Genomic DNA, 26,647 nt, shown 5'->3' with positions numbered 1-26,647 from the left:
GCCGCGCCGGCGACTAAGCGTTTCCGGGGTCCGGCGAGGGCCGCGAAACGGTCGGGTGACCTACTCGACGATGTCGATCGCGGGTCGGCCCGGCTCCGCCTTGCTGACGACGGCCTCCTCGGCGTCCGCGGCGCGCTCGACGCGGACCGGGGCGTCGAACTCGCGCTCGATCAGCCACGCGGCCGCTCGCAGGGCGTCGTGTTCGGCGTCGCCGTCGAGCGTCTCACGGAGCGCCTCGCGGTTCGCCTGGAGGTCCTGCCCGTACGAGGCGGCGTCGTCGCCCCGCTCGCGGATGTGGCTCTCGGCCATCAGCTCGGAGATCAGGTTGTCGGCGTCGCTGTCGATCGCGATCTCCAGCGCGTCGTACTTCCAGTCGGGCGCGACGACCACGTCGATCCGCTCGGGGTCGTCGATCCCGGCGACCTCGACGATGTCGCGCACGTCCTCGCGGGTGTTCTCGACCAGCCGGCGCCGGCGTTCGACCGTCTCGCGGTCGACGCTCGCGGTCGGCCAGTCGGCCTCCGCGACGAACCCGTCGCGGCCGAGCGACTCCCACAGCTCCTCGGCGAGGTGGGGCGCGACGGGGGCGAGCAGGCGGACCGCGACGTCGACGCCGCGCTCGAAGACGGCGGGGTGCGGGTCGGCGTGCTCGCGGTAGCTCCGGAGCGTCCCCACGAGGTCCTGCGCCTCCCGCAGCGCCACGTTGAACGTCAGGTCGTCGTACTCCGCGCCGGCGATGGCGACCGCGGCGTCGGTCTCGTCGGCGACGTAGTCGTCGATTTCATCGCGGTCGGTGTCGGGGTCGGCCGTCGCCACGTCGCCCGCGGCGTGCGCCTCGACGAGGTCGCTGAGCCGGGTCAGGAACCGGTGGGTGGACCGGACGCCCTCCTCGGACCAGTCGAAGTCGCGCTCGGGCTGGGCGGCCTCCATCATGAACAGCCGCGCGGTGTCGGCGCCGTACTCGTCGACGATCCGCTGCGGCGAGACGACGTTCCCTTTCGACTTGGACATCTTCTCGCCCTCCAGCTGGACCATCCCCTGTGCCAGCAGGTTGGTGAACGGCTCGCGGTGGTCGAGGTCCTCCTCGTCGGCCAACACCTTGGTGAAGAACCGCGAGTACAGCAGGTGCATCACGGCGTGTTCGATGCCGCCCACGTACTGGTCGACCGGCATCCAGTCGTTCGCGCGGCCGAGGTCGAACGGGGCGTCCGCCAGGTCCGGCGAGACGTACCGCAGGAAGTACCACGAGGAGTCGACGAACGTGTCCATCGTGTCGGTCTCGCGGGTCGCTGGCCCGCCGCACTCCGGACAGGTCGTCTCCTGCCACTCGTCGGCGGCGTCGAGCGGGTTCCCGGTGGTGTTGATGAACTCGGGCAGCTCGACGGGCAGGTCCTCGTCGGGCACCGGGACCGCGCCGCAGTCGTCGCAGTGGACCATCGGGATCGGCGTCCCCCAGTAGCGCTGCCGGGAGATGCCCCAGTCGCGCAGCTGGTACTGCGTGGCCGGCTCGGCGCTCCTGATATCGTCCGTGATCCGCTCGCGCGCGGTCTCGCTGTCCAGTCCGGTGTACTTGCCGGAGCCGATTAGGACGCCGTCCTCCGTGAACGCGGCCTCCTCCACGTCCGGTGCGTCCGGGACCGCTTCGCCGTCGGGGTCGTCGGACTCCGGCGCGATCACGGGTCGGATCTCGACGCCCTTCTCCGTCGCGAACGCGTGGTCGCGCTCGTCGTGGGCGGGCACGGCCATCAGCGCGCCCGTCCCCACGTCCGAGAGGACGAAGTCGGCGACGTACACCGGGATCTCCTCGCCGGTGGCGGGATTGGTCGCGGTCAGTCCGGTCTCGACCCCGTTCGGCTCGTCGCCGTCGGGGTCGGCCTCGTGGTGGACGAACTCGTGGATCTCGTCGTCCTCCTCGGCCAGCTCCTCGGCGATCGGGTGATCGGGGGCGATCGCGAAGAAGGTCGCACCGTATATCGTGTCGATCCGGGTCGTGAACGCCGTTACGTCCCCGTACCCGTCGATCGAGAAGTCGACCTCGCTGCCGTGCTGTCGGCCGATCCAGTTGCGCTGCATCTGCCGGACCGAGTTCGGCCACCCCTCTAGGTCGTCGATGGCGTCCAGCAGCTCGTCGGCGTACTCGGTTATCTTCAGGAACCACTGGTCGAGCTCGCGGGTCTCGACGGGGGTGTCGCAGCGCCAGCACAGCTCCGCGTCGCCCTCGACCTGCTCGTCGGCGAGGACGGTCTCGCAGGAGGGACACCAGTTCACCTCCGCGTCGCGGCGCTCGACGAGGCCGGCCTCGTGGAAGCGGCGGAACAGCCACTGGTTCCACCGGTAGTAGTCGGGGGTACACGTGGTGACCTCGCGGTCCCAGTCGTAGCCGAACCCCATCGACTTCATCTGCCCCTTCATCGTGTCGATGCAGTCGAACGTCCAGTCGCGGGGGTTGGTGTCACGCTCCTTGGCGGCGTTCTCGGCGGGCAGTCCGAACGCGTCCCACCCCATCGGGTGGAGCACGTCGTCGCCGCGCATCCGCCGGTACCGGGCGTACGCGTCCGTGATCGTGTAGTTGCGGACGTGACCCATGTGGAGCTTCCCGGACGGGTACGGGTACATCCCGAGGACGTACGTCGGGTCCGAGGCCTCGTCCGGGACGTGGTACACGTCGGCGTCGTCCCACGCCTCCTGCCACCGTTCTTCGACCGTCGCGTGGTCGTATCTCTCCTGAGACATCTGCTTATATACTCGTGGTCGGTTCTGCGTCGTATAGCTTTCCATCCAGTGGTGCGCCGTGACACGGGGCGACGCGGCCGTTGCGCGCGCGCCCGCGCGAGCGCCGGAGCGTTGGCGGCCTACAGCTTCTCGGCGTTCCTCGCCTGCTCGACCCGCTTCGTCGCCTGCTCGACCCGCTTTCCGGTCGCGTTCGCGAGCCCGGGCGGGAGCCCCTCCCGCGCGGCCGCGAGCCGCTCCTCGATCCGGGCGATCCGGTCGAGCACGTTCGCCAGTTGACGCTCCGTCCCTTCGGCGTCGCCCTCGCTGGCGCGCTCCTCGGCCCGCTCCGCGGCGTCGACCGCGGCCGCGAGGGCGCGTTCGAGCCCGTTGACCGCGTTCGACGGGCCCCCCGAACCGCCGCCGCTCCCGCCGCTGTCGTTTCCGCCGCCGCTCCCGCCGCCCGCGCCGCCGTCTCCGTCCCCGCCGTCGCTCTCGGCCGCCGCGGCCGCGACCGCCGCGCGCGTCTCCTCGGCCACGTCGGCGACGTAGCCCGCGAGCGGGGCCGCCCCGGTCTCCGGGCGCTCGATCCGGATCGCGTCGTCGCCGGCGCCCGGACCGTCTCCCTCGTCGCCGTCGTCTCCCGTCCCCGGCCGGTCCGGGTTGACGCGGTACGCGCCGACCTCGTCGTCGGCGTCGCGGACCTCCGTCGTGTACGCGCCGCCGGCGTGGACGTAGGCGGCGTCGCTCCCCTCGATCGCGGAGTCGTAGATCCGCCCGGCGAAGTCGTCCTCGATCGCGGTCCGGGTCAGGTCGACCTCGCTCTCCGCGTCCGACAGCTCGACCTTCCGGGCGTTCTCGCGGGCGACGAGCGGAATCTCGCCGTCGACGCCGGCGGTCGTCACGGCCTCGTCGGCCGCGACGGTCAGCCGCTCGCTGTGGGGCGCCCGCCCGGCGCCGTTGACCGTGAAGCGGTGATCGCCCTCGGGGACGCCGTTCGCGACCGCGATGCCGCCGGCGAACGTCGGCACCGCTTCCGGGTCGCTCTCGATCAGCGCGAACGACTCGACGCTCGACTCGGTCGTGGTCAACCCCTCGCCGTCGGGCGCCTCGTCGCTCTCGGTCGCCCGCGTGACGCGCGCGACGACGGCGTCGAGCCCCCTGGCGGCCTCGTCGCCGAACGACGGGTCGTCGGCGATCGCGTCGTACCGGTCCGCCATCTCGGACCGGTGGTTCCCCGCAGTGACGTCGAGCGCGGGGTTCTCGTAGCGCGGCTGCTCCCACGGGACGCCGGTGGTCGTGATGTGGCTCGCGACCGCGTCCTCGACGGCCTCGGGCACGGCGAACTCGAAGCTGAGCTGCGGGCCGGTGAACGCGTCGATGTCCTCCAGCTCGGCGCTCTCCACCAGCTCGTACTCGACGACGGACTTGGCGGCCTCGGCGGCGAGCGCAGCGTCGTCGCCGTCGTCGGGGCGCTCGCCGTGTCGGAAGGCGATCCCCGTCTCCCGGAGCGGCAGGTCGGTCGGCGGCGAGCGCAGCGCGTCGAGCGACCGGACCGTCAGCGCGCCGTCGACCAGCGAGGACTCCGAGACCGACGGGAGGTCAGGGTGGTCGTAGATCGGCTCCCCTTCGTACTCGGGGACGACGAACGGCAGTCGGGCCCCCTCGTCGCGGGGCAGACCGTAGGCGATCGGAATCCCGAGCAGGTCCTCGACCGTGTCGATCGTCGTGTTGGTGATGTCGGCGAGCAGGCCCTCCTCGCCGACGCGCCGGAAGCCGTCCGGGATCTCGTTGATCGAGAGCGTGCTGGAGTGCGAGCCGAGCTCGGGGAGGATCCGCGGGACGACCTCGGGGTCGGGGTCGAGGAACTCGTTGTTGGGCACGCTCCGCGAGTGCGAGCTGGCGACGTACAGCTGCGGGTCGCCCGAGTCGAGGTCGACGAAGACGTGGAGCACCTCCCAGTCGTGCCAGTGGAAGTTCGCGGTGAACTGGTCGAACGCGGAGTAGAGCCAGAACTGGACGACCGCCAGCGGGGAGTCCTCGTAGCGCATCCCGTTGTAGAAGACGGTCGGGTCTGGCGGCTCGCCCGCCTCGTCGTACCGCTCGTGGTAGCCGTCGAACGCGGCGAAGCCGTCGACGACCGTCTCGCCGTCCGCCTCGCTCGCGTACGGTCGCGGGTCGGTCGGGTACCACGGCTCGGCGCTGTCGAAGTACAGCGTCGGCGCGAACCGCGCCGCGAGTTCGTCGAGCCGGTCCGCGTCGAGATCGGTCGTCGACGCGTCGTCCGGCTCAGGGCCGGAACAGCCCGCGACCGCGGCGCTCCCGGCGCCCGCGAGCGCGCCGAGGACGGTCCGGCGGTCGACGCGGCTCGCGGGCGCCCCGCCGGGCGCCTCGTCCGGCCCGCTCCCCCTCGCACCGTCGCCGGCGTCGGCGTCCCGATCCATTTCCTCGGGCGACGTGAGCCGCACGAATAACACTTCTGCCGCCCGCGAGCCGCTCGTTCGTCTCGGTTGTCACGGCTCCCGGCGTCCCAGCGAGACGTCCGAGACGACGGCGCCGACGCCGTCGACCGACGCCACCGCGCCGTACTCCCGGGCCGAGGCGACCGTCCACGGCAGCACCCGCAGCCCGGCGGTCGCGGCCCGCGAGACGATATCCGTCCGGAGGCACAGCTCGTACCGCGGCGACACCGCCGCACAGCCCAGTGCCGTCGCCGTCTCGACGATCCCCGCCACGTCCTGCGGCGGATACGCCCACCTCGGCAGTCCGACCCCCGCTCGGCTCCCCGGGATCAGCGGCCTGAGCGGCCGCGCTGGGACCGACTCCCGGGCCCCGTAGACGGCCGGGACCGTCGGGTCGGCCGCGTTCGCGGCCTCGATGGCCGCGGGGTCGTCGGCGGCGACGGCGAGCCCGTGGTCGCGTTCCGCGCCGGCCGCGACCGCGTCGGCCGCCACGCCGCGCTCCTTCAGGTCGAGCAGGACCCACGCGTCCGACGGCACGGCGTCGAGCGCCGCGGCGAGCGTCGGCACCGGTTCTCCCGACCCCTCGACGGAGAGCTCGGCGAGCCGCCCCGCCGGGGTCCGGCCGACGCGACCGGTCGCGTCCGTCACCCGCCCCAGCGTCGCGTCATGGAAGGCGACGAGCTCGCCCGTGCCGCAGCGGCGCACGTCGAGCTCGACCCGGTCGACGACGGCCGTCGCCGCCTCGATAGCCGCGACCGTGTTCTCCGGGTGTTCGGCCGCGAAGCCACGGTGCGCGACGAGCGGAGGGTCCCCCCTACCGGCGGCCGCGCCGGCCCCCGCGGCGTAGCCGTCGTTTCCGCCGGCATCGCCGCTCCCGCGCCCGGCGCAACCGGCGAGGGCGGCCGACCCCGTCGCCGCGACCGCACCGACCGCGAGCGCCCCGCTCCGCCGAAGCATCGCTCTGCGGGTCGCTTCCGTCCGCGCGTCGGATTCGGGCGGGGCGGCGTCGCGCACGGCGGTCTCACCGTCTGACGTTCGGCGCCACGGACAAAAGTCCGGGGGCACGGACCGAACCGCGCGACGCCGTCTCCGGGAGAAGGTATTTGCGGCCGGCAGCCCGATTCCGGGGTATGGACGGGAAGCAGGCCCTCTACTACGCGGCGATCGCGATCGCGGTGTTGATCGGGGTCGGTATCGTCGTCAGCGTGGTCTCCGCGCTCGTGAGCCTCGTCTGGACGATCGTCTCCGGGGTCGTCTCGCTCGCGGTGCTGGCGGGGCTCGTTTACGTCGCCTACAAGGCCGGCTCGTGGCTACTCGGCGACGGCGGCTCGCCGTCGCTCGACTCGATCGGCTCGGAGTCCGCCTCGTCGACCTCGGTCGACGCCGGGAGCAGCCGCCAGGACCGCCTCCGGAAGCAGTACGTCGAGGGACAGATCAGCGAGGCGGAGTTCGAGCGGCGCATCGGCGAGGAGTTGGAGACCGAGGAGGTCGACGAAATCGACCGCGAACTCGAACGGGAGCGGTAGGCGTCGACCGCCGCGGGGACTCAGAACCGCTCGCGGAGCTCAGCGCGTAAGTCGTCGACGTCGAGGTCCTTCATCGCGAACAACACGAGCAGGTGGTAGACGAGGTCGGCGCTCTCCGCGGTGAGCTCCTCGCGGTCGTCGTCCTTCGCCGCGAGGATGGCCTCCGTCGTCTCCTCGCCGACCTTCTCTAAGACCGCGTTCTCTCCCTTCTCGTGGGTGAACAGGGACGCGGTGTACGACCCCTCCGGGAGCTCCTCCTTGCGCGACTCGATGGTGGCGAACAGCTCGTCGAGGACGGCCTCGGGCGGCTCGTCCGCGCTCGCTTCGCCCTCGGCCGGATCGCTCACGCGACCACCTCCCGCTCGGGGAAGAAGGCGAGGTCGTGGATCCGCGGGTCGTCGGTGAGCTCCGGGTGGAACGCGGTGGCCACGACCGGCCCGTCGCGCACCGCGACCGGGCGCCCGTCGACGGTCGCGAGCGTCTCGACGCCGTCGCCCACGTCGTCGATGGCCGGCGCGCGGATGAACACGGCGTGGAAGGGGTCGTCGAGGCCGGTCACCGGGACCTTCGCCTCGAAGGAGTCCTTCTGCCGGCCGAACGCGTTGCGGTCGACGGAGACGTCGACCAGCCCCAGCGGCTCGACCCGGTCGTCCTTCGCGTCGGTCGAGCAGACGATCAGTCCGGCGCAGGTGGCGAGGATCGGCTTCCCGGCCGCGGCGTGGTCCCGTATCTCCGCGGCGATCCCCTCGCGGTGGATCAGCCGCGAGATGGTCGTCGACTCCCCGCCCGGCATCAGGAGGACGTCGCAGTCGGGCACGACCCCCGACTCTCGGATCTCGACGACCTCCGCGGACTCGTCGTGGGCGGCCGCGGCGTTGCGGACGGCGGCGGCGTGTTCGGCCACGTCGCCCTGGACGGCGATGACGCCTGCTTTCATACGTATCGCTGGGGCGGGCGCGTGGAAAAAGGGCGCGCTACGCGACCGGTCGACTCGGGATCGGTGCGTCGGCAGAACGGGAACGGCGAGGCCGTTACGCGACCGTCAGCGAGAGGATCTGGACGAACACGCCGAAGAGGACGCAGAACGCGAGGACCGTCTTGGGGTCGATCGCGATGGCGTTCCGGTCCTCGTTCTCGAAGTAGCGGACCAGTCCCGCACTGGACATCAGCCCGCCGGAGTTGGAACCACTCATGTCCGCTTCTGGACGGCGACGCGTTCTAAACGTTTCGTTCGTCGTTCGGACCGTGTTCGCGCCACCGTCGCGCCGTCGCCCGGTCGAGCCGCCGCCGAGCGCGCGCACGCACAAGTGGGAAACCCTTATGCGCGGCCCGGCGGTAGTTGACCGCGACTATGACCGTTCGACTGCTGGATTTCCACGCCGAGTGGTGCGGCCCGTGTAAGACCCAAGACCCCATCCTGGAGGAGATCCAGGAAGACCTCGGCGACGCGTTCGAGCTCCAGAAGGTCGACGTCGACGAGGAGCAGGACGTCGCGAACCAGTACCAGGTCCGCTCGCTCCCGACGCTCATCGTCGAGAACGACGACGGCGTCGTCGACCGCTTCGTCGGCGTCACGCAGCGCGAGGACATCGAGGCCGCCCTCTCGGAAGCGGGCGCCTGACCAGGACTTTCGCCGACTAGCCTCTCCTCCCGCGACCGTCGCGACGTCTCGCAACCTTTTACAGCACCGCCCGCACAGTAGCTGTATGGCCAGTTTCGACGCCGCCGAACGTCGCATGCTCGACCGACAGATCTGTATGCGCTGTAACGCCCGCAACGCCTCCGAGGCCGAGCGCTGCCGCAAGTGCGGCTACACCAAGCTCCGCCCGAAGGCGACCGAGCGCCGCGCGGCGTAACCCGGCCGTTTCCGGGTCGTTCACGGCCCTTCTCGCGGACTCTCCTCCTGACCGCCAGCCGCGCGCGTGCCTCGCTCCGCCCCAGCCTCGCGGTTCGCTCGGGGCTCCCTTCGGTCACCCCTCTCTCACCGCGTCCCTCGCACGCGCTCCTCGCGGCCGCCGAGGGCGGCCGCTTGGAGGCGCGCGCCGAAGTCGGTGGTCGGTCTCGCCGTCACTCGAATTTAAACCCGGCTCCCGCTCACCCGTCGGGGTATTTCGGCTCGCGGCGCTCGGCGCGCTCCGTCGCGCGCTCGATCACCTCGCGGAGGGTGTCCGGGCCGTCGACGGCGCGGTAGACGTCGCCGTGGCCGGGGAACATCGCCCCCGTGGAGTCGGGCAGCCGGTCGAGGATCTCGCGGAGACTCCCGATCAGGCGCTCGCGCGACTGGCCGACCATGTCGGTCCGGCCGAACGAGCCGTCGTCGAAGGCGCCGTCGTTGTACACCACTACGTCGCCCGAGTAGAGCCGCTCCGCGCCGACGAGCGAGACGTGGTCGTCGGCGTGTCCGGGAGTGTAGACGACCTCGCAGGACTCGTCGCCGACCACCACCTCGTCGCCGTCCCCGAGCGCGGCGTCCCGGAGCGGGTGATCGGCGTACGCGAGCACTTCCGCGTCGAAGCGCTCGACCACCGCGCCGAGCTCGCCCACGTGGTCGCGGTGCTGGTGCGTGATCACGACGCGGTCGAGGCCGTCGACGCCGGCGTCGGCGAGGGCGTCGGCGACGGCGTCCTCGACGCCGGGCATCGTTCCCGCGTCGACGAGCGTCGTCTCGTCCCCGACGACGAGGTACGCGTTACAGGTGAACTCCTCCGCGTCCGCGGTGACGGTGATCGGCTCCATGCCTCCACTCGCTCGCGGAGCGACAAAAGCGTACAGTCGCACCCCAGCGAGCCCCTCGGGTCCGCTGACGGCCGTGGATTTATCACTTACCCCCTGTTAGTGTCACACACAAATGGGCTTCGGCAGCTACGACGAGTCCGAACAGGAGAATCAGGACCTGGACGCGGACTTCGACGACGACGACGGCGTCCGGGCTGCCCAGGAGACCCACCAAGGGTCCGTGGACTACGAACCCGGCGCCTCGAACGACGAGCTTCTCGACCGGCTCCAGGAGATAAAGTCCGAGGACGCGTGAGTGACCACGCCGAGCCGCGCGCTCGGCGTCGCTTTCTCTGACGCCCGCGACGCGAGCCACGCGGCCGGCGTCGTCGTTCGGGCCGACGGGACCCCCGACGGCTTCGCGTTCGCGCGGTGTACCGTCGGCGGCACCGACGCGACCGACGCGGTGATCGACTGCTGGCGCACGCTCGCCCGCGAGGATGTCCGCCACGTGGTCTGTGCGGGGGTCGCGCCCGCGTGGTTCAACCTCCTCGACCTCGACGAACTCGCCGAGACGCTCGACCGCCCGGTCTACGCCGTGAGCTACGAGGCGAGCCCCGGGCTCGAACCGGCGCTCCGGGACGCGTTCGACGGCGAGGCCCTCGCCGACCGGCTCGCCGCGTACCGGTCGCTTCCGCCCCGCGTTCCGGTCGGCGACCCGGACTCGGATCGGCCCCGATTCGTCCGCGCGGTCGGTATCGAACCGGAGCGCGCCGCCGCGGCGATCCGGGGACTCACTCGCGACGGCTTCCGGCGCTGTGAGCCCCTCCGGATCGCGGCGCTCGCCGCGAGCGCGCACCGTGAGGCGGCGACGGCCGAGTAGGCGGGGCTCGGCGTGCGGCCCGTTCGACCGACGCTACTTAGACGACCGCGCCCGGAGGCGTGGGCATGAGCGAACACGGCGGCGACGGCTCCGCGCTCGACGAGGACCTCCGAGTGCCATCCTGCGAGCGGTGCCCGGCGCTGGTGGAGTCGCGGAGCCGGATCGTCGACGGCGTCGGCCCGACGAACGCGGACCTGCTGTTCGTCGGCGAGGGGCCGGGCGCGACCGAGGACGAGGCGGGCGAGCCGTTCGTGGGGCGGTCCGGCGACGTGCTCGACGAGGCGCTGCGCGACGCGGGGCTCGCCCGCGCCGACGTGCGGATCACGAACTGCGTGCGCTGCCGACCGCCGGACAACCGCGACCCGACGACCGAGGAGCTGGCGAACTGCCGCGGGTACCTCGAAGGCGAGATCGACCGACTCGACCCGGAGCTGATCGTGACGCTCGGGAAGGTGCCGAGCGAACACCTCCTCGACCGCTCGGTCGCGATCACCGGCGAGTCCGGCGACGTGGTCGACGCGCGGCTCGCCGGCGTGTCGCGGCGCGTACTGTTATCCGTCCACCCCGCAGCGACGCTGTACGACCGGAGTCAGCGCGACGGCTTCTTCGAGACGATCGCCCGGGCGGCCGAACTGAGCGGCGTCAGCGACCGGGGAGAAAACGGCGGCGACGGCCAGTCGCGGCTCGGCGAGTTCTGAGTCGGCTCAGTCGCGGCGGTCGCCGACGCCGAGCCACTTCTTCGGGTCGAACAGGCCGCGGATCGCTTCGATGAGCCCCTTCCCCTCGTGCTCGCCCGGCCGGAGCCGGGCGCGGATGCGCGAGGAGATGAGTTCGATGCCGAGGACGACGATGAACACCATCACCAGCCCCGCGGCGGTCTGCTGGAACTCGAAGAGGTCCTGACTGTTCCGGATCATCAGTCCGAGCCCGCCAGCGCCGACGACGCCGAGCGAGATCGCGATCCGGGTGTTGATCTCTAAGATGTACAGCGTCCACGCGATGAAGGAGCGGGAGACCTGACTCAACATCCCGAAGCTCACGGTCTGGGTGCCCGACGCACCGGTCGACCGGATCGCCTCGATCGGCCCCTCCTCGATCTCTTCGAGGTCGTCGGTGAACAGGCGGCCGAGGTTCCCGATGCTGTCGGTCGCGATCGCGAGCACCGCTGTCACCTGTCCCGGTGGGCCGATGGGGATGTACAGGAAAATCCAGACGATGGCGGGGATGGCGCGGATCCCGCTGAGGGTACCCCGGAAGATGAAGTTGAACGGGAACGGCGTGACGCGCTCGCTCCCGAGGACCCCGAGGACGAGCGCGAACGGGAAGGCGAACACGGTGCCCATGATGCCGAGCAGGAGCGTCACGAGGCTCGCCTTCACCAGCGACTGCCGCGACGACTGGAAGCTCTCGATGATGTGGGCGCCGCCGTCGCCGAAGCTCGCGGGGATCGCTTGTAGCCCGCTGATCCCCTGGTCTTTGGTGTAGATCGTGAAGTTCTGGAAGTCCGGCGGGAAGAAGCCGGTCGAGATGAACTCGTACATCCCCGGGAGCCGCCCGGCGACGACGTTGGGCTGGAACCCGATGAAGCCGAGACCCCAGTAGGTGACGCCGAGAACGGCCGCGAGCAGCCCGGCCCACAGGAGGTATTTGAGTCGGCGGAGCCGTTCGAGCGCGCGGAACTGGTCGTCGATCGCCGAGTCTGGCGAGCTCACGCCCGCTCACCCCCGTCGGCGGCGGCGTCGACGTCGGCGTCGCTCCCGCCGAGTTCGTCGCCGCTCGTTCCGGTCGGAACCGTCTTGCCGCCTTGGGCTTCGCCGTAGTAGATCCGGTCCATCTCGTCCATGGTGAGGTCGTCGGCGTCGCCGTCGAAGATCACCTCGCCGCCGCGGATCCCGAGGAACCGGTCCCCGAACTCGCGCGCGATGTTCACCTGGTGGAGGCTGGTGATCGTGGTGAGGTCCTGCTCGGTCGCCGCCTTCTTGAGGTAGCGCATCACGTCGCGGGCCGCCTTCGGGTCGAGGCTGGCGACCGGCTCGTCGGCGAGGACGATCTCGGGGTTCTGGACGAGCGCGCGGGCGATCCCGACGCGCTGTTTCTGTCCCCCGCTCATCGACTCGGCGCGCTGCCCAGCCTCGTCGAGGAGGCCGACGGTCTGGAGTGCCTCCAGGGCGGTCCGCTTGTCCGCGTCGTCGTGCATCCCGAGGGCGCTCCGGAGGAGCCCGTTCCGCGAGAGCGCCCCGGATAGCGCGTTGCCGAACGCGGTCTTGCTCTCGATGAGGTAGTGTTCCTGGAACACCATCCCGACCCCGCTGCGGTTCCCTTGAAGCTCTTCGCCGCCGATGCGAACGGACCCCTCGGTGGGTTCCGTGAGCCCGTTCAACACCCGCAACATCGTCGACTTGCCGGCACCGGAGGGACCGAGCAGAATGACGAACTCCCCCTCGTCGATGGTGAACGACACGTCGTCGAGGGCGACTGTGTCCTCGTCGTATATTTTACTGACGTTTTCGAATTCGATCGTTGGCATGAGGTGTGAGTTTGTCCAAAAACAGACCGATCGTGTGAAAAACGATCCGAAGTTGGGGGACTGTGAGGGATCTACTGATTGAAGATGTCGGTTCCGACGCCGAGCTCGTCGGCGACATCGATGACGGACTGGTAGTCGTCCTGGGTCGCCCCGCGGACGCGGCTGAACCAGAGGTCGTCTTCGGTGCCGTCCTCGCTGTCCGCGCCGTAGTAGATGCTGTCCGGGCCCTCCAGGAACGCCTCCTGGATGGCGCTTTTCACGTCGTCGTCGAGCTCGGGCGAGACCACGATCGGTGCGCGCGGGAGCCCCTCGTCCTCGTGGAGGGTAGTCGCGACCTCCTGCCACTCGTCTGGCGTGGGGCCGGTCTTCGTGTCGCGGACGAAGCCGCCCATCGCGGCCGCGTCGACCTGGCCCTGTTCGAGGAGGGTGTACGAGCCGACGTGGCCGCCGGCGAAGCGGGCGTCGAACTCGGCCTGCGAGCCGTTGCCCTCGGGGAGCTCGCCGACGTCGAGGTCCCCCTGGCTCGACATGCTGTACAGCGGGTACAGTGCGCCGCTGGTGGAGAGCCGGTCGGAGAACGCGACGGTCTTCCCGGAGAGGTCGGACAGCTCGGTGATGTCGCTGTCGTTCGGCGTCGCAATGATGCTCTTGTACGTCCAGCCGCCGTAGCCGTACCGCTGGAGGATGACCTCCGCGTTGCCGGTCTTCACGCCGAGGGCGGCCGCGAACGGCCCGGTCTCGGCGATGTCCAGCGTCCCCTGGCCGAGAGACTGGATGATGGCGCTGTAGTTGCTTCCGATGGTCCCCTCAACGCTGAGGTCGCTGGGGACATCGTAGTTCTCCCGGAGGTAGCTCCCGATGTGCTCTTCGAGCGGGGAGTACTGTACGTTGAGGTCCTCCTGCGGGACGGACGGCGAGATGCCGAAGTCGATCGTGCTGTCGCCGCCGAACGTCATCTCCGGTTCGCTGTCCGACCCGTCGGAGCCGTCCGACCCGTCAGAGCCGTTCATGCCGTCGGAGCCGTCCGACCCGTCGCCGCCGCCGCTACAGCCGGCCAGTCCAACGATGCTTGCCGCACCCGCGATCTTGAGGAATTGGCGTCGTCGCTCCATGAGGAGTACGTGTGTGGGTTTTACTGTTCTATCAAAAGTGTTGCTGTTCAAATATACGTACGGCTACGTACCGCTATGCAACGCCTCACGGATGGAAACTGACTTCCACCGCGGTCGCGAACCGGAACCATGGACGAATCTCCACCGGACCGCGACGTGTCCGTCGCGCTCGTGGACTACGGGCTCGGGAACCTCCGGTCGGCGACCCGGGGGTTGGAGCGCGCGGGCGCGACCGTCGAGATCACCGACGATCCCGAGGCGTTCGCCGCGGCCGACGGCGTCGTCCTCCCGGGCGTCGGCGCGTTCCGCGAGGGGATGGAGAACGCCGGTCCGCTGCGCGAGGCGCTGACCGACCACGCCGCGGCGGGCCGCCCCCTCTTCGGGATCTGTCTCGGGATGCAGATGCTGCTCACGACGAGCGAGGAGGCCGACCACGAGGGCGAAGGCGAAGTGACCGGCCTCGATTTGGTCCCCGGCACCAACGTCCGGTTCGAGGTCGACCGGAAGGTGCCGCACATGGGCTGGAACGAGCTCGACATCGAGCGCGACCACCCGATCGTCGACGGGGTCGCGGGCGAGCACGCCTACTTCGTCCACTCCTACTACGCCGCGCCGGACGACCCGGACGCGGTCGTCGCCACCGCCGACTACGGGGTCGACTTCCCTGCGGTCGTCGCCAACGAGGCCGGCAACGTGTTCGGCACGCAGTTCCACCCCGAGAAGAGCGGCGAGACGGGGCTGACGATCCTGCGGAACTTCGTCGACTACTGCGCGGAGCGGTAGGCCGCGCGATCGTCTTATAATTCGTCGTACGGGCCGGGCTTCGCCGCCGTCAGGCGGTCAACCTGCTCGTCCGACAGGTCGATCGTCGCCGCCGCGAGGTTCTCGCGCAGCTGGTCGACCGTCCGCGCGCCGGCGATCGGCGCGGTGACGCCGTCCCGGTGGGCGAGCCACGCGAGCGCTGTCTGCGCGGGCGACGCGCCGACCTCGTCGGCGACCGCGTCCAGCTCGTCGTGGACGTCGAAGTTCTCCTCGGTGAGGTACGCCTCCTGGAAGCGGCTCGACTCGGCGGCCTTCGAGTCGTCGGGGAGGTCCGCGTCGCGGTCGTACTTCCCCGTCAGGAAGCCCTGCCCGAGCGGGCTCCACGGGGAGACGGCGAGATTCTGCTGGCGCGCGAACTCGAGGTAGTCCCCCTCGATCTCGCGGTCGACGAGGTTGTACCGCGGCTGGAGCACCGTGAACGGCTCCCACCCCTCGCTGCGGGCGATCGCGTTGGCGCGGGCGACCTTCCAGGCGTTCGGGCGGAGCGTGGAGGCGCCGAGGTAGTGGACCTTGCCGGACTCGACGAGCCCGTTGAGCGTCTTCATCAGCTCGCGGGCCGGCGTCTCGTCGTCCCAGCGGTGGATGTAGAGGACATCGATGTAGTCGGTGTCGAGCCGGTCGAGGAGGGCGTCGACGCGGTGGCGGACGTTCTTGCGGTTCGTCCCGCGGCTGTTCGGGTCGCCGTCGCGGATCTGCCAGTACACCTTCGACGCGATCGTGTAGCGCTCCCGGTCCCGCTCGGCGAGCCAGTCGCCGATCCAGCGCTCGCAGTCGCCGCCGCCGTACACGTCGGCAGTGTCGATGTACCGTCCGCCGGCCGCCTCGTAGGCGTCGAGCAGCTCGTGGGCGCGCTCCTCGTCGATCTCTACGTTCCCCGCCTCGGTCACGCGGCCGAACCGCCACGTGCCGAACTGGAGCTCGCTCGTCCGCAGGCCGGTTCGGCCGAGCGGCACGGTTCCCAGGTCGATCTCGTCGAGTTCGGGCGTCATCGCCGAACGGTTGTCGCGGTCGACGCAAAAAGGCACAGTAAGCGGACGCGATGTGTCAACGAGTGTCGATCGCAGGGGCCCAGCGGCGGCTACTCACAGGTCACGGCGAAGTGCTCCTCGGCCGCGGCCGCGGTACACACCGGGCAGCCGGTGTCGAGGATCGTCTTTCGCATCGCGTCGTTGACCTCGATAGTCTGGTCGCAGTCCGGACAGGTGAAGTGAACGGTGGTCAACGGCCTTCCTCTCGGTTCACGGATGCGCGGGCTGTGACCATAAATGAACGGTTCCGAACCGCGGCGCCGACGCCGCCTCGGAGGCGAGCCCTCACTCGGTCCGCGGGACCGCGTACGCGCCGACCGCGAGGAAGACGGCCGCGAGCGCGGTCAACACCAGCAGGTCGCCGGTCCACGCGCCGCCCTCGAAGGTGATCGCCCGGGTCCCCCGCGCGAAGTACGTCAGCGGCGAGGCCGCGACCGCGGGCCGGAACCACGCCGGCAGCAGCGACGGGGTGACGAACGTCTCGGAGAGGAAGAGGAGCGGGAGCGCGACCGTGTTGCTCGCGGCGATCACGCCGTCCTGCGAGTCGGCGAGCGCGCCGAGGACGGCTCCGAGCCCGCAGAACAGCGCGACCGCGACCGCGACGAAGACCGGCAGGACGGCCAGCGCGGGCGAGAGGATGAGCGTCGCGTCGGTCACCGCCAGCACGAGCCCGAGGATGAGCAGGCTCGCGGCGCCGATGATCCCGACGTTGACCAGCGTGTGCGCGAGCAGCCACTCGGCGCGGGAGAGGGGCGTCGTCGCGAGCTTCTCGAACCGCCCGCCGTCGCGGTGGCGCGCGATCTCGGACCCGACGCGCGACAGCGGCGTGAACAGGACGACGACCGCGAGGTAGCCGGGGATGTAGTAGCCCGCGGGCTCGGCGAAGAGGCCGCCGCCGGTCGGCTGGGTCCGCACCAGCGCGCCGAAGATGACGACGAGGATGACCGGGAAGAAGAAGGTGAAGAACACCGCCGTCCGGCGGCGCGTGAACGAGCGCGCCGCCGCGACCGCCTCCGTCCGGACCCGCCCGAGGCGGCTCATCGCTCCCCTCCGTCGGTGACGGCCTCGGTCGCCTCCGCCGCGCCGCCCCGCCGCGCGTACTCCTCGCCGGTGAGCCGCAGGTACACGTCCTCCAGCGACGGCTCGGACCACGAGAGCGAGTCGAACGCGACGCCGGCCGCGTCGAGCGCGTCGACCGCGTCCCCGATCGCCTCCGGGCGGACGCCGCGCACCCGGAGCCCGCCGTCGGTCGCCTCGACGGTCGGGTCGTCCCCGAGGCGCTCGCGGACGCCGGCCGCGACGCGCTCGACGGTCTCCTCGCCCGTCGCCGTCGCGGTGTCGGCGTCGAGGCGGGGCGCGCCGCCGTGCTCGGCGACCAGTCGGTCGGGGGCTCCGCTCGCGACGACCCGCCCGTCGCGGAGCAGCGCGACCCGGTCGGCGAGCCGCTCGACCTCGTCCATCGCGTGGCTCGTGAGGAAGACGGTCGTCCCGCCGGCCGCGAGCCGCTCGATCAGGCGGTGGATCGCCCGGCGGCCGGCCGGGTCGATCCCCGTCGTCGGCTCGTCGAGGAAGAGGAGGTCGGGGTCGTTGACGACGGCGGTCGCGACGCAGGTGCGCCGCTGCTGGCCCCCGGAGAGCGTCTCGTACCAGGCGTCGGCGTCGTCCGCCATCCCCACGTCGCCGAGGACGGACTCGGTGTCGCGGGCCGCGTCGTACAGCCCGCCGTAGTAGTCGACCAGCTCCCGAGCCGTGAGCCGCGCGGGCGGGTCGAACGACTGCGGCAGCAGCCCGATCCGGGCCGGGTCGACCGCCGCCGGCGCCTCGCCGAAGACGCGCAGGTCGCCCTCGGCCTCGGTGGTCCCCGTGAGCGCGCGCACCAGCGTCGTCTTCCCGGCGCCGTTCGGTCCGATGAGCCCGAACACCTCGCCGGCCGCGACGTCGAGGTCGACCCCGTCGAGCGCGACGACCTCGCCGTACTCCTTCCGGACCCCCTCGCCGGCGACGACGGGGTCGGCCGCGGCCCCGTCGGCGGCCGTTCCCGCGGCGGCGTCGGCGGTCGCTGTCTCGTCCATGCGATCGACTGCGGCCGCCGCGCGCGTAAGGGTTACTTTTCGGTCGACGCAGGGGTGTCGGCCCCTCCGGCGCGGTCGTGGTCACCGCGCCCGCCCTCCCGGTCAGGTCCGTTACGTCTAAGCGACGCGCCGCCGACTCACGGGACATGCACTACCACGAGGCGGCGGCGTTCCTCTTCGACCTCCGCCGCTTCTCGGTCAAGCCCGGCACGGATCGGGTGGAGGCGCTGCTCGCGCACCTCGGGGACCCGCAGGCGGACGTTCCGTTCGTCCAGATCGCCGGCTCGAACGGGAAGGGCAGCGCGGCGCGGCTGACCGAGTCGGTCCTCCGGGAGGCGGGGCTGTCGGTGGGGCTGTACACCTCGCCGCACCTCTCCGCGCTCGCCGAGCGGGTCCGCGTCGACGGCCGGCAGATGACCGAGTCGGCGATCGCCGACTTCGTCGAGGCGGTGCGCCCGTGGCTGATCGACCGGGCGGCCGCCGGCGAGCCGCTCACCTTCTTCGAGGTCGTCACGGCGATGGCCGTCCGCGAGTTCGCGCGGCGCGACGTGGACGTGGCCGTCCTGGAGGTCGGCCTCGGCGGCGAGTACGACGCGACCAGCGCGGTCGACCCCGTCGCGACCGCCGTGACGAACGTCTCGCTCGAACACACCGACGTGCTGGGCGACACGATCGCCGAGATCGCCCGGACGAAGGCTCGGATCGCCCACCCCGACGCGCCGCTCGTCACCGCCTGTGAGGGCGAAGCGCTCGACGTGGTCCGCGAGGTCGCCGGCGAGGCGGGCGCGCCGGTGACGCGAGTGGTCGGTGACGGCGCGTCGGAGGCGGCCGGTCCCGATGATAGCGACGAGGACGCCGAAGCCGACGATAGCGACGAGGACGCCGAAGCCGACGATAGCGACGAGGACGCCGAAGCCGACGATAGCGACGAGGACGCTGAACCCGACGAGCGCGACGAGGGCGCCGACCTCACCGATAGCGATGCCGAACCCGACGACCCGCCGGCGTTCGCGGCGAGCTACGAGGGTCGCGTCAGCGCCACCGACGCCGAGGTCGCGCTCGCCGGCGAGCGCGAGGGCACCTACCGAATCCCGCTCGTCGGGCGCCATCAGGCGACGAACGCGGCCGTCGCCGTCGCGCTCGCGGACCGGACCGCGGCAGCGTTGCGAACCGACCTCGACGACCGCGACGTGCGCGACGGCCTCGCGCGGGCGACGTGGCCCGGCCGGTTCGAGGTGGTCGACACCGCGCCGCTGACCGTCCTCGACGGCGCGCACAACCCCGCGGCCGCCCGCACGCTCGCCGCGACGCTCGCCGAGTACGACTACGACGACCTCCACCTCGTGTACGCGGCGATGCACGACAAGGACCACGCCGAGACGGCTGCGGCGCTCCCGGACGCGGCGACGGCGGTCACCTGCCGGCCCGCCATCGACCGCGCCGAGGACCCCGCGGTCCTCGCGGCGGCGCTGCGCTCCGCCGGCGTCGACCGCGTGACCGCCGGCGACGACGTGGCGGACGCGCTCGCGGCGGCGGTCGACCGCGCCGAGGCGGGCGACTGCGTGCTGCTCGTCGGCTCGCTGTTCGCCGTCGCCGAGGCCCGGGCGGCGCGGATGCGAACGGTCCGCGAGCGGACGGTCCGCGGCGTCGACGGCGCGGCCCACGCGCTCGACACGGCCGGCGTTCAACCAGACGGGATCGCGGCGCACCGGGATGGCGTCGACCACCGCACCCTCACGCTCCGGCTACGAGGCGATCGGGCCGAGCGCGTCGCGGCCGCGGCGCGGATCGTCGGCGGCGACGCGGCGCTCGGGGGGCTCGGCGCGAACGAGGACCGGGGGGCCGGCGGCGAGCACGTCCCCGTCACCGTCGCGGGAACGGTCGCCGAGCTCCGCGCGCTCGTCGACCGGCTCGCCGCGAGCGACGGCGGCGGGCTCGGCGGCGTGGCGACCGACATCGCCGCGTCGGTCGGGATCGACGCGCCGGACGGTAGGTCGGCGTCCGCGGACGACGAGTCCGCCCCGGAGTTCCCGTGGAGCGACCGGACCGCCGTGATGGGCGTGCTCAACGTCACGCCGGACTCCTTCCACGACGGGGGGCGCCACGCCGACCTCGACGACGCGGTCGCGGGCGTCGAGCGGATGGTCGACGCCGGGGTCGACATCGTCGACGTCGGCGGCGAGTCGACCCGTCCGGGCGCGGACCCGGTCCCGGCGGACGAGGAGATCGAGCGCGTCGTCCCGACGATCGAGGCGATCCAGTCGGTGCCCGCGGTCGGGTCCGGGGACGTGCTCGTCTCGGTCGACACGCGCAAGCCGGCGGTCGCGCGGGCGGCGCTGGAGGCGGGCGCGGACATCATCAACGACGTGACGGGGCTGGAGGACCCGGCGATGCGGTCGGTCGTCGCCGACGCCGACTGCCCGGTGATCGTGATGCACAGCCTCGACGCGCCGGTCGACCCGGACGCCGACCCCGAGTACGACGACGTGGTCGGCGAGGTCGTCGACGCGCTGCGCGAGCGCCTCGCGCTGGCCGACACGGCGGGCATCGACCGCGACCGCGTCATTGTCGACCCCGGGATCGGCTTCGGGAAGTCGCCCGCGGAGAACTTCGAGCTGCTCGCGCGCTGCGGCGAGTTCGCGGCGCTCGGCTGCCCGGTCCTCGTCGGCCACTCCCACAAGTCGCTGTACGGCGCGGTCGGGCGCGACGCCGACGACCGCGAGCACGCGACGGTCGCCGGCACCGCGCTCGCGGCCGACCGCGGCGCCGACATCGTCCGGGTCCACGACGTGGCCGAGAACCGCGCGGCGGTCGACGTCGCCGCGGCGGCGAACGGCGCGCTCCGCGACGGGGAGGACCCGGAGTGACTCGGCATCGGCGCCCGCTCGGCCCGGGAGCGGCCCCGCGCCGCGCCGACGGCAGCGTTTTGCCTCGCGATCCCCTCGCGCCGGTATGACCCGGCGCCTGCTGCTCGGCTGTAGCGCGGTCGGGAACGCGCTCGTCGAGCGCGCCCGCGAGGAGCGCGGCGACCGCGACGACCTTGTGGCGATCACGGACGACACCGGCTGGGTGTCGACGCTGCGCGACCGCAACGTCGCCACCGTCGAGGCCGACCCCTCCGACCCCGCGACGTATCCGGACTCGGCGGCGGTCGTGCTGGTCGCGAGCGACGACCCCGAGCGCAACGTCGCCGCCGCGCGCGCCGCTCGGGACAGGTACCCGGACGCGATGATCGTCGCGCACCTCGGTACGGCGCCGACCGAGGAGCAGCGGGCGGCGGTCGAGGCGGTCGCCGACCGCGTGGTCGACCCCGTCGAGGCGGTCGTCGATCGGGTCTCCGAGGCGATCGGACTCGCCGACGGTCGCGGCGCCTCCCCCGGGGCAGCCCTCTCGCGCGCCAATGCCGACGACGGCGAGAAGCCGGCCCGGCTGCTCGCGACGCTCCGGGGGTTCTCGGGGCCCCTGTTGGTCGTCGCGCACGACAACCCCGACCCGGACGCCATCGCCAGCGCGCTCGGGCTGGCGCGGATCGCGGAGTCGATCGGCGTCGACGCCGACGCCTGCTACGGCGGCGACATCTCCCATCAGGAGAACCGCGCGCTGGTGAACCTCCTCGACATCGGGCTCCGGTCGTTCGACGGGGTGGACCTCGACGAGTACGGCGGCGTCGCCCTGGTCGACCACTCCCGCGCCGGGATCAACGACAGCCTCCCCGAGGGCCACCCGGTCGACGTGGTCGTCGACCACCACCCGCCGCGGGGGCCGGTCGCGGGATCGTTCGTCGACATCCGGCCCGACGTCGGTGCGACGAGCACGCTCATCGCCGAGTACCTCTCGCGGTACGGGATCGCGCCGGACCGGGAACTCGCCACGTCGCTGCTGTACGGCATCCGGATCGACACGAAGGACTTTACCCGCGCGACCGCGACCGACGACTTCGAGGCGGCCGCCGCGCTGCTCGCGCACGCCGACGAGTCGACGCTCGAACGCGTCGAGAGCCCGAGCGTGAGCCCGGAGACGCTCCGCGTCCTCGCGGCCGCCATCGAGAACCGCGACGTGCGCGGGTCGGTCGCGGCCTCCTGCGTCGGCGAGATAACCGACCGCGACGCGCTCGCGCAGGCGGCCGATCGGCTTCTCGACCTGGAGGACGTGACAGTGACGTTCGTCTACGGCTACACCGACGGCGTGATCTACGGCTCTGCCCGCGCCCGCGGCGCCGAGGTCGACGCCGGCGAGTTGCTGCGTGACGCACTCGATCCCGCGGGGTCGGCCGGGGGCCACGCCTCGATGGCTGGCGCGCAGGTCCCGCTCGGCATCCTCTCCGCGGTCGACGAGTCGGAGTCGCTGCCCGAGGTCGTCGAGGAGTTCGTCGCCGGGCGCTTCTTCGAGGCCCTCGACGACGCGCCGGCGCAGCCGACCGGGCTTCCGCCGGAGTTCCCGACGGACTGAGGCGCCGTCGTGCGAACCGGTCCCGAGGCGGCGTAAGACACTCATCACCGGGCGCCGAGATAGCGCCTGTTCCCGCCATGTCCGACGGCCTCTACGACGAGCGCCCGCGGCTGTACGACGCGATCCAGTCGGAGTGGGACTACGACCGCGACGCCGGCTTCGTGTTCGACGCGCTCGCCGACCGCGGCGTCGACCCCGAGCGTCTGCTGGAGGTCGGCTGCGGAACCGGCGAGCACACGCGCCGGTTCGCGGCCCGCGGAGTCGACGTGACCGCGATCGACGTCCACGAGGGGATGCTCGCGGTCGCGCGGGAGAAGTGCCCCGCCGACGCCGTCTCGATCTACCGGACCGGGCTCCCGGAGCCGGACCTGTACGACACCGAACCGTTCGACGCCGCCGTCGCCATCCGCGGCGTCGTGAACCACCTCGGGCCCGGCGACCTCGACCCCGCGCTCGCCGCGCTCCGGGACCGACTCCGGCCCGGCGGCGTCCTCGTCTTCGATAATTCCCCGCTGCCGTCCGACGGGAACTCCCCGGGTCTCGACGTTGGCCACGACGCAAATGGGGAACTCCGGTACGTCCGCGTCGCGCACCACGTCGCGACCGACGACGGCCGGCTCGACTGGCGCGCGGTGACGTTCACCCCCGACGGCGACCCGTTCACCGACCGGCGCCGGATGACGCCGTTCGCCGACGAACGGATCGGCGACGCGCTCGCAGATGCCGGGTTCGACGACGTTGACGTGTCCTCGGGGTACGGCCCCGGCGACGACCGGAGCGTGTTCGTCGCGGTGCGGTGAGCGGGTCCGCGGCAGTTCGTCGAGCGGGTCCGCAGCAGTTCGCCGAGCGGCTCGGTGGTGGTCCGGCGGGCAAGTCCGCGGCAGCATCGGCGGGGCGGTCGTGCGGGAATCGCGCAACGGTCGCAACGTACATAGGACGCGGCGGCCAACTGTGGGTAATGACCGACGACATCGTCGAACACCGCCGACTCATCATCGCCGGCACCGGTATCTCGGGTCTCTCCGCGGCCATATACGCCGCGCGCTCGAACAACGACCCGCTGCTCGTCGAGGGCGACGAGCCGGGCGGCCAGCTCACGCTGACGACCGACGTGGAGAACTACCCCGGCTTCCCCGAGGGGATCTCCGGGCCGGGGCTGATCAACGACATGAAAGAGCAGGCGCAGAAGTTCGGCGCCGAGACCCGAAACGGCGTCATCGAGGACGTCTCGAAGGAGCCGGCGGGCCACTTCCACGTCGCGCTCACCGACGGCGACGTGTACACCGCCGACGCCGTCATTGCGGCGTCGGGCGCCAGCGCGCGGACGCTCGGCGTCCCCGGCGAGGAGGAGCTGATGGGTTACGGCCTCTCCACCTGCGCGACCTGCGACGGCGCGTTCTTCCGCGACGAGGACATGCTCGTCGTCGGCGGCGGCGACGCTGCGATGGAGGAGGCGAACTTCCTGACGAAGTTCGCGGACACGGTGTACATCGCGCACCGCCGCGAGGAGTTCCGCGCCGAGGACGTGTGGATCGAGCGCACGATGGACGCCGTCGAAGACGGCGAGATCGAGCTCCTCCTCAACACCGAGCTCACCGAGATCCACGGCACCCCCGAGGACGGCATCGACCGCGTGGCCCTCGTCGAACACCCCGACGGCCACCCGAAGGAGAAGCTCGACGACCCCGCGACCGCCGACGCGGTCGACGAGTACGACTTCGACGTGGGGGCCGTCTTCTACGCCATTGGTCACACGCCGAACACCGACTTCCTCGAAGGCACCGGTATCGAGACCGACGACGACGGCTACCTGCTCACCGAGGGCGGCCGCGGCGGCGGCCAGACCCGGACCGGCGTCGAGGGGCTCTTCGGCGCGGGCGACGTGGTCGACTTCCACTACCAGCAGGCGGCCACCGCCGGCGGGATGGGCGTGAAGGCCGCGCTCGACGCCGACGAGTACCTCTCCGAGCGCGAGCGCGCCGGCGAGCTATACGAAGGCGAGCTCGACGCCGCGGCCGCGGACGACTGAAGCGCGGTCCGTCGGTTCCGACGCGTTCGATTCGCCGTCTCGACGGCTCCGTCCACACCCGTGACGCGATCGGTGACGCAAACCCCTCTTTGAGTTATACGCGGTACTATTTCCGCCTCTCCCGTCGTTGGAAACGTGATGAACAGACGCGGTCTGGTCGTCGCCGCCGCTGCGCTCGCGTTGTTCGTGACCGGTAGCGCCGTCGCCCTCGCCGGCCCCGTGTCGGGAGGGCCCGGCGGCCTCCTCGGCGGGGCGAGCGATCCGCCGGCGCTGCTCCACTTCGATACCGACGGGGTCCGCTGTCCCGACGACTTCTCGGCGAACAGCTCGACGTCGGTGGTCGCCGGCGCCGAGAACACGGAGATCACGTACTCCAGAAACGTCTCGCTGCCGGGACCCTCGCACGCGATCGGCGGCCCGACGTTCGAGCGGGTGAACGAGTCCGCCTACGTGCTCGACGTTCCGACCGAGGAGACGGACGCGGCGCCGCGGTCGTGTTCCGGCGTCGTCCGCTACAACGGCACGGTGCGGATTCCCGCGGGCGACGACCCGTGGACCCTGATCGTGAAACAGGACGGCGAGACGGTCACGACGCTGCGCGGCGACTCGGACTCCTCGCTCCTCGGCGGGTCGACGAGCGTGAGCGGCAGCGTTTCGGCTCCCGATTCTGGGAGCAACTCGACGGACTCGTCGGAGTGAATCGGGAGAGCTATGGTAGCCGAACTCCCAGTTGCTCGCTTATGAACAACTGACAATCGACCGGCGGTGGCCGCCTCCAAAGCCCCAGCCGAGAGGCGGGCGCACGCTCGCTGTGTCCCTCAGTCGCTCGCGCTGCTCGCTCCTTTCGGTGCTTGCGTGGCCTGTGCCCGTCTCTCGGCTGCCAGTTTGAATCCCACCCCGCACAGCAACCGCACCTCACACCTCCCCAGCCTCGTCAGTCGCCCTCCGCGTTGCTCCGGGCGACTGACTCCCTCGCGCGCTCCTCGCGCCCTCCGGGCGCTCGGAGGCACGCGCCACCGTAGTTCTATTTGTAAATGGTCGCCATCGCCGACCGATTCAGGACAGAATCTCCACGTCGTACCCTTCCGCTTCGAGTGCGTCGACGATGTCGGCGGCGTGTTCGGCGTCGTCGGTCTCTAATTCGAGTTCGAGTTCGGCGGCGTTGACGGCCACGTCCCGCGAGGTTCGGTCGTGGTGGACCGCGTACACGTTCGCGCCGGTGCGCGCGACGATGCTGGAGACGCGCTCCAGTTCGCCGGGTCGGTCCTTCAGGTCGATCGTGATCTTGAGGTACCGGCCCATCTGGACGAGCCCGCGCCGGACCACGGTACCGAGGCGGTTGAGGTCGATGTTACCGCCGCAGAGCGCGGCGACGACCGTCTTGCCGTCGTCGTACTCGAACGCCTCCGAGAGGACGGCGGCGAGCGCGACCGCGCCCGCGCCCTCCACGAGCGTCTTCGCGCGCTCCAAGAGCAGCGTGAGGGCCAAGGCGATCTCGCGGTCGTCGACGGTGACGACCTCGTCGACGTACTCGGCCATGACCTCGAGGGTCTCCTCGCCGACCGACCGCGTCGCGATCCCGTCGGCGATCGTGTCGACGCTGTCGATCTCCGTGACCTCGCCCGCCTCGAGCGACTTCGCGGCCGACGCCGCACCCTCCGCCTGGACCCCCACGACGCGCACGTCCGGCAGCTGCTCTTTGATCGCCACCGCGACGCCCGAGATCAGGCCGCCGCCGCCGATCGGGACGACGACGGTGTCGAGGTCGGGGCAGTCGTCGACGATCTCCAAGCCGAGGGTCCCCTGTCCGGCCATCACCACGGGGTCGTCGAACGCGTGGACGTAGGTCCGGTCCTCCTCGCGCTCCAGCCGGTGCGCGTACGCCTGCGCTTCGTCGTAGTCGACGCCCTCCAGGCGAACGCTCGCGCCGTACCCGCGGGTGGCCTTCACCTTCGAGACGGGCGCGAACTTCGGCATCACGACGGTGGCGTCGACGCCAGCGCGGCTCGCCGCCAGCGCGACGCCCTGCGCGTGGTTCCCGGCGCTCGCGGTGACGACGCCGGCCTCGCGCTCCGCCTCCGAGAGCGTCTGTATCCGGTTCATCGCGCCGCGAATCTTGAACGCGCCGGTCCGCTGGAAGTTCTCCAGTTTCAGGTGGAGGTCCGCGCCGCTCATCTCGGAGAACGAGCGCGACCGCTCAAGCGGCGTGTGGCGGGCGACGCCCGAGACCCGCTCGCGCGCCTCGCGGATGTCGGCAAGACTGAGCATGCCACCCCGTCGCCGCGCCGCCCGCTAATCGGTTCCGGTCGGGGG

Annotated in this window: 27 protein-coding genes; 12 read left to right on the top strand and 15 right to left on the bottom strand. The window is 71.6% G+C overall.

All coding sequences use genetic code 11. The features are described 5' to 3' along the window. Window positions 1–60: 60 nt before the first annotated feature. The 3 genes from leuS to EXE41_RS06740 all read right to left on the bottom strand — a co-directional run bounded on the left by leuS (window position 61) and on the right by EXE41_RS06740 (window position 6,185). Window positions 61–2,733, bottom strand: coding sequence for a leucine--tRNA ligase (leuS, locus tag EXE41_RS06750; protein ID WP_137690616.1), 2,673 nt, complete (start codon window positions 2,731–2,733; stop codon window positions 61–63). A 119-nt stretch (window positions 2,734–2,852) separates the two neighbouring features. Further along, complete coding sequence (locus EXE41_RS06745; RefSeq protein WP_137690615.1) at window positions 2,853–5,153, bottom strand: hypothetical protein; 2,301 nt, start codon at window positions 5,151–5,153, stop codon at window positions 2,853–2,855. Window positions 5,154–5,222: 69 nt separating this feature from the next. Then, entirely contained in the window at window positions 5,223–6,185 is a 963-nt protein-coding gene (locus EXE41_RS06740; RefSeq protein WP_241987204.1) for a glycerophosphodiester phosphodiesterase, read from the bottom strand. A 116-nt stretch (window positions 6,186–6,301) separates the two neighbouring features. Here EXE41_RS06740 and EXE41_RS06735 point away from each other — a divergent pair, with 116 nt between their 5' ends. Further along, window positions 6,302–6,697 carry a hypothetical protein gene (locus EXE41_RS06735; protein WP_086215759.1) on the top strand — a complete coding sequence of 132 codons (396 nt, stop codon included), beginning with the start codon at window positions 6,302–6,304 and terminating at the stop codon, window positions 6,695–6,697. Between the two features lie 20 nt (window positions 6,698–6,717). Here EXE41_RS06735 and hisE read toward each other — a convergent pair whose 3' ends face one another. The 3 genes from hisE to EXE41_RS06720 form a co-directional block, all read right to left on the bottom strand. Further along, window positions 6,718–7,044 (bottom strand): phosphoribosyl-ATP diphosphatase, encoded by a 327-nt coding sequence (hisE, locus tag EXE41_RS06730; protein ID WP_094495442.1) that lies wholly within the window; start codon window positions 7,042–7,044, stop codon window positions 6,718–6,720. After that, on the bottom strand, window positions 7,041–7,634 hold the full coding sequence (gene pdxT, locus EXE41_RS06725) for a pyridoxal 5'-phosphate synthase glutaminase subunit PdxT (protein WP_049931813.1): 594 nt from the start codon (window positions 7,632–7,634) through the stop codon (window positions 7,041–7,043). The genes hisE and pdxT overlap by 4 nt, the downstream gene beginning before the upstream one ends. A gap of 94 nt (window positions 7,635–7,728) precedes the next feature. Then, entirely contained in the window at window positions 7,729–7,890 is a 162-nt protein-coding gene (locus tag EXE41_RS06720; RefSeq protein ID WP_049910744.1) for a preprotein translocase subunit Sec61beta, read from the bottom strand. Between the two features lie 158 nt (window positions 7,891–8,048). Here EXE41_RS06720 and EXE41_RS06715 point away from each other — a divergent pair, with 158 nt between their 5' ends. After that, complete coding sequence (locus EXE41_RS06715; protein ID WP_006111654.1) at window positions 8,049–8,318, top strand: co-chaperone YbbN; 270 nt, start codon at window positions 8,049–8,051, stop codon at window positions 8,316–8,318. Between the two features lie 85 nt (window positions 8,319–8,403). Then, a complete protein-coding gene (locus EXE41_RS06710; RefSeq protein ID WP_006629440.1) occupies window positions 8,404–8,553 on the top strand; it encodes a 50S ribosomal protein L40e in 150 nt (49 codons plus the stop codon). 238 nt (window positions 8,554–8,791) lie between these two features. Here the strand turns inward: EXE41_RS06710 and EXE41_RS06705 are convergent, their stop codons facing one another. Further along, a complete protein-coding gene (locus tag EXE41_RS06705; protein WP_137690614.1) occupies window positions 8,792–9,433 on the bottom strand; it encodes an MBL fold metallo-hydrolase in 642 nt (213 codons plus the stop codon). Window positions 9,434–9,545: 112 nt separating this feature from the next. Between EXE41_RS06705 and EXE41_RS06700 the strand changes: the two genes are divergently transcribed. From EXE41_RS06700 to EXE41_RS06690, 3 genes are all read left to right on the top strand, one after another. Further along, on the top strand, window positions 9,546–9,728 hold the full coding sequence (locus EXE41_RS06700) for a DUF5786 family protein (protein WP_007995123.1): 183 nt from the start codon (window positions 9,546–9,548) through the stop codon (window positions 9,726–9,728). Continuing rightward, complete coding sequence (locus EXE41_RS06695; protein WP_137690613.1) at window positions 9,729–10,295, top strand: DUF99 family protein; 567 nt, start codon at window positions 9,729–9,731, stop codon at window positions 10,293–10,295. Window positions 10,296–10,360: 65 nt separating this feature from the next. Further along, entirely contained in the window at window positions 10,361–10,993 is a 633-nt protein-coding gene (locus EXE41_RS06690; RefSeq protein WP_137690612.1) for a uracil-DNA glycosylase family protein, read from the top strand. 6 nt (window positions 10,994–10,999) lie between these two features. Here the strand turns inward: EXE41_RS06690 and EXE41_RS06685 are convergent, their stop codons facing one another. The 3 genes from EXE41_RS06685 to EXE41_RS06675 all read right to left on the bottom strand — a co-directional run bounded on the left by EXE41_RS06685 (window position 11,000) and on the right by EXE41_RS06675 (window position 13,934). Then, window positions 11,000–12,007, bottom strand: a complete 1,008-nt coding sequence (locus EXE41_RS06685; RefSeq protein ID WP_049931821.1) for an ABC transporter permease — start codon at window positions 12,005–12,007, stop codon at window positions 11,000–11,002. Next, window positions 12,004–12,822, bottom strand: coding sequence for a phosphonate ABC transporter ATP-binding protein (phnC, locus tag EXE41_RS06680; protein ID WP_049931823.1), 819 nt, complete (start codon window positions 12,820–12,822; stop codon window positions 12,004–12,006). Before phnC ends, EXE41_RS06685 begins: the two co-directional genes overlap by 4 nt. A 71-nt stretch (window positions 12,823–12,893) precedes the next feature. After that, the gene (locus tag EXE41_RS06675; protein ID WP_137690611.1) at window positions 12,894–13,934 is read right to left on the bottom strand and encodes a phosphate/phosphite/phosphonate ABC transporter substrate-binding protein; all 1,041 of its coding nucleotides are present in this window, start codon (window positions 13,932–13,934) and stop codon (window positions 12,894–12,896) included. A 129-nt stretch (window positions 13,935–14,063) separates the two neighbouring features. Between EXE41_RS06675 and hisH the strand changes: the two genes are divergently transcribed. Continuing rightward, window positions 14,064–14,717 (top strand): imidazole glycerol phosphate synthase subunit HisH, encoded by a 654-nt coding sequence (hisH, locus tag EXE41_RS06670; RefSeq protein ID WP_137690610.1) that lies wholly within the window; start codon window positions 14,064–14,066, stop codon window positions 14,715–14,717. Window positions 14,718–14,731: 14 nt separating this feature from the next. On the opposite strand, the gene EXE41_RS06665 is transcribed toward hisH, so the two are convergent. The 4 genes from EXE41_RS06665 to EXE41_RS06650 form a co-directional block, all read right to left on the bottom strand. Continuing rightward, the gene (locus EXE41_RS06665) at window positions 14,732–15,745 is read right to left on the bottom strand and encodes an aldo/keto reductase (RefSeq protein ID WP_137690609.1); all 1,014 of its coding nucleotides are present in this window, start codon (window positions 15,743–15,745) and stop codon (window positions 14,732–14,734) included. An 89-nt stretch (window positions 15,746–15,834) separates the two neighbouring features. Continuing rightward, complete coding sequence (locus tag EXE41_RS06660; protein ID WP_129452291.1) at window positions 15,835–15,978, bottom strand: zinc ribbon domain-containing protein; 144 nt, start codon at window positions 15,976–15,978, stop codon at window positions 15,835–15,837. A 91-nt stretch (window positions 15,979–16,069) separates the two neighbouring features. Continuing rightward, window positions 16,070–16,825: an ABC transporter permease gene (locus tag EXE41_RS06655; RefSeq protein WP_049931830.1), complete on the bottom strand. Its 756-nt coding sequence runs from the start codon at window positions 16,823–16,825 to the stop codon at window positions 16,070–16,072. Beyond that, window positions 16,822–17,856: an ABC transporter ATP-binding protein gene (locus tag EXE41_RS06650; RefSeq protein ID WP_086215766.1), complete on the bottom strand. Its 1,035-nt coding sequence runs from the start codon at window positions 17,854–17,856 to the stop codon at window positions 16,822–16,824. Before EXE41_RS06650 ends, EXE41_RS06655 begins: the two co-directional genes overlap by 4 nt. Window positions 17,857–18,002: 146 nt before the next feature. Between EXE41_RS06650 and folP the strand changes: the two genes are divergently transcribed. The 5 genes from folP to EXE41_RS06625 all read left to right on the top strand — a co-directional run bounded on the left by folP (window position 18,003) and on the right by EXE41_RS06625 (window position 25,033). Then, the gene (gene folP / locus EXE41_RS06645; RefSeq protein ID WP_137690608.1) at window positions 18,003–20,723 is read left to right on the top strand and encodes a dihydropteroate synthase; all 2,721 of its coding nucleotides are present in this window, start codon (window positions 18,003–18,005) and stop codon (window positions 20,721–20,723) included. 85 nt (window positions 20,724–20,808) lie between these two features. Next, a complete protein-coding gene (locus EXE41_RS06640; RefSeq protein WP_049931836.1) occupies window positions 20,809–22,305 on the top strand; it encodes a DHH family phosphoesterase in 1,497 nt (498 codons plus the stop codon). A gap of 77 nt (window positions 22,306–22,382) precedes the next feature. Beyond that, window positions 22,383–23,105 (top strand): bifunctional 2-polyprenyl-6-hydroxyphenol methylase/3-demethylubiquinol 3-O-methyltransferase UbiG, encoded by a 723-nt coding sequence (locus EXE41_RS06635; protein WP_094579804.1) that lies wholly within the window; start codon window positions 22,383–22,385, stop codon window positions 23,103–23,105. Window positions 23,106–23,263: 158 nt separating this feature from the next. Continuing rightward, window positions 23,264–24,334, top strand: a complete 1,071-nt coding sequence (locus tag EXE41_RS06630; RefSeq protein ID WP_086215769.1) for an NAD(P)/FAD-dependent oxidoreductase — start codon at window positions 23,264–23,266, stop codon at window positions 24,332–24,334. Between the two features lie 138 nt (window positions 24,335–24,472). Further along, on the top strand, window positions 24,473–25,033 hold the full coding sequence (locus EXE41_RS06625; RefSeq protein WP_137690607.1) for a hypothetical protein: 561 nt from the start codon (window positions 24,473–24,475) through the stop codon (window positions 25,031–25,033). A 357-nt stretch (window positions 25,034–25,390) separates the two neighbouring features. Here the strand turns inward: EXE41_RS06625 and ilvA are convergent, their stop codons facing one another. After that, window positions 25,391–26,602, bottom strand: coding sequence for a threonine ammonia-lyase (gene ilvA, locus EXE41_RS06620; RefSeq protein WP_137690606.1), 1,212 nt, complete (start codon window positions 26,600–26,602; stop codon window positions 25,391–25,393). Between the last annotated feature and the right edge of the window lie 45 nt (window positions 26,603–26,647).

It is taken from the genome of Halorubrum sp. SD690R, from assembly GCF_005435035.1.
Taxonomy (GTDB): Archaea; Halobacteriota; Halobacteria; order Halobacteriales; family Haloferacaceae; genus Halorubrum; species Halorubrum ezzemoulense.
Note: the sequence above shows the minus strand (reverse complement) of the source record. Positions and strands in the feature narration are given on the sequence as shown.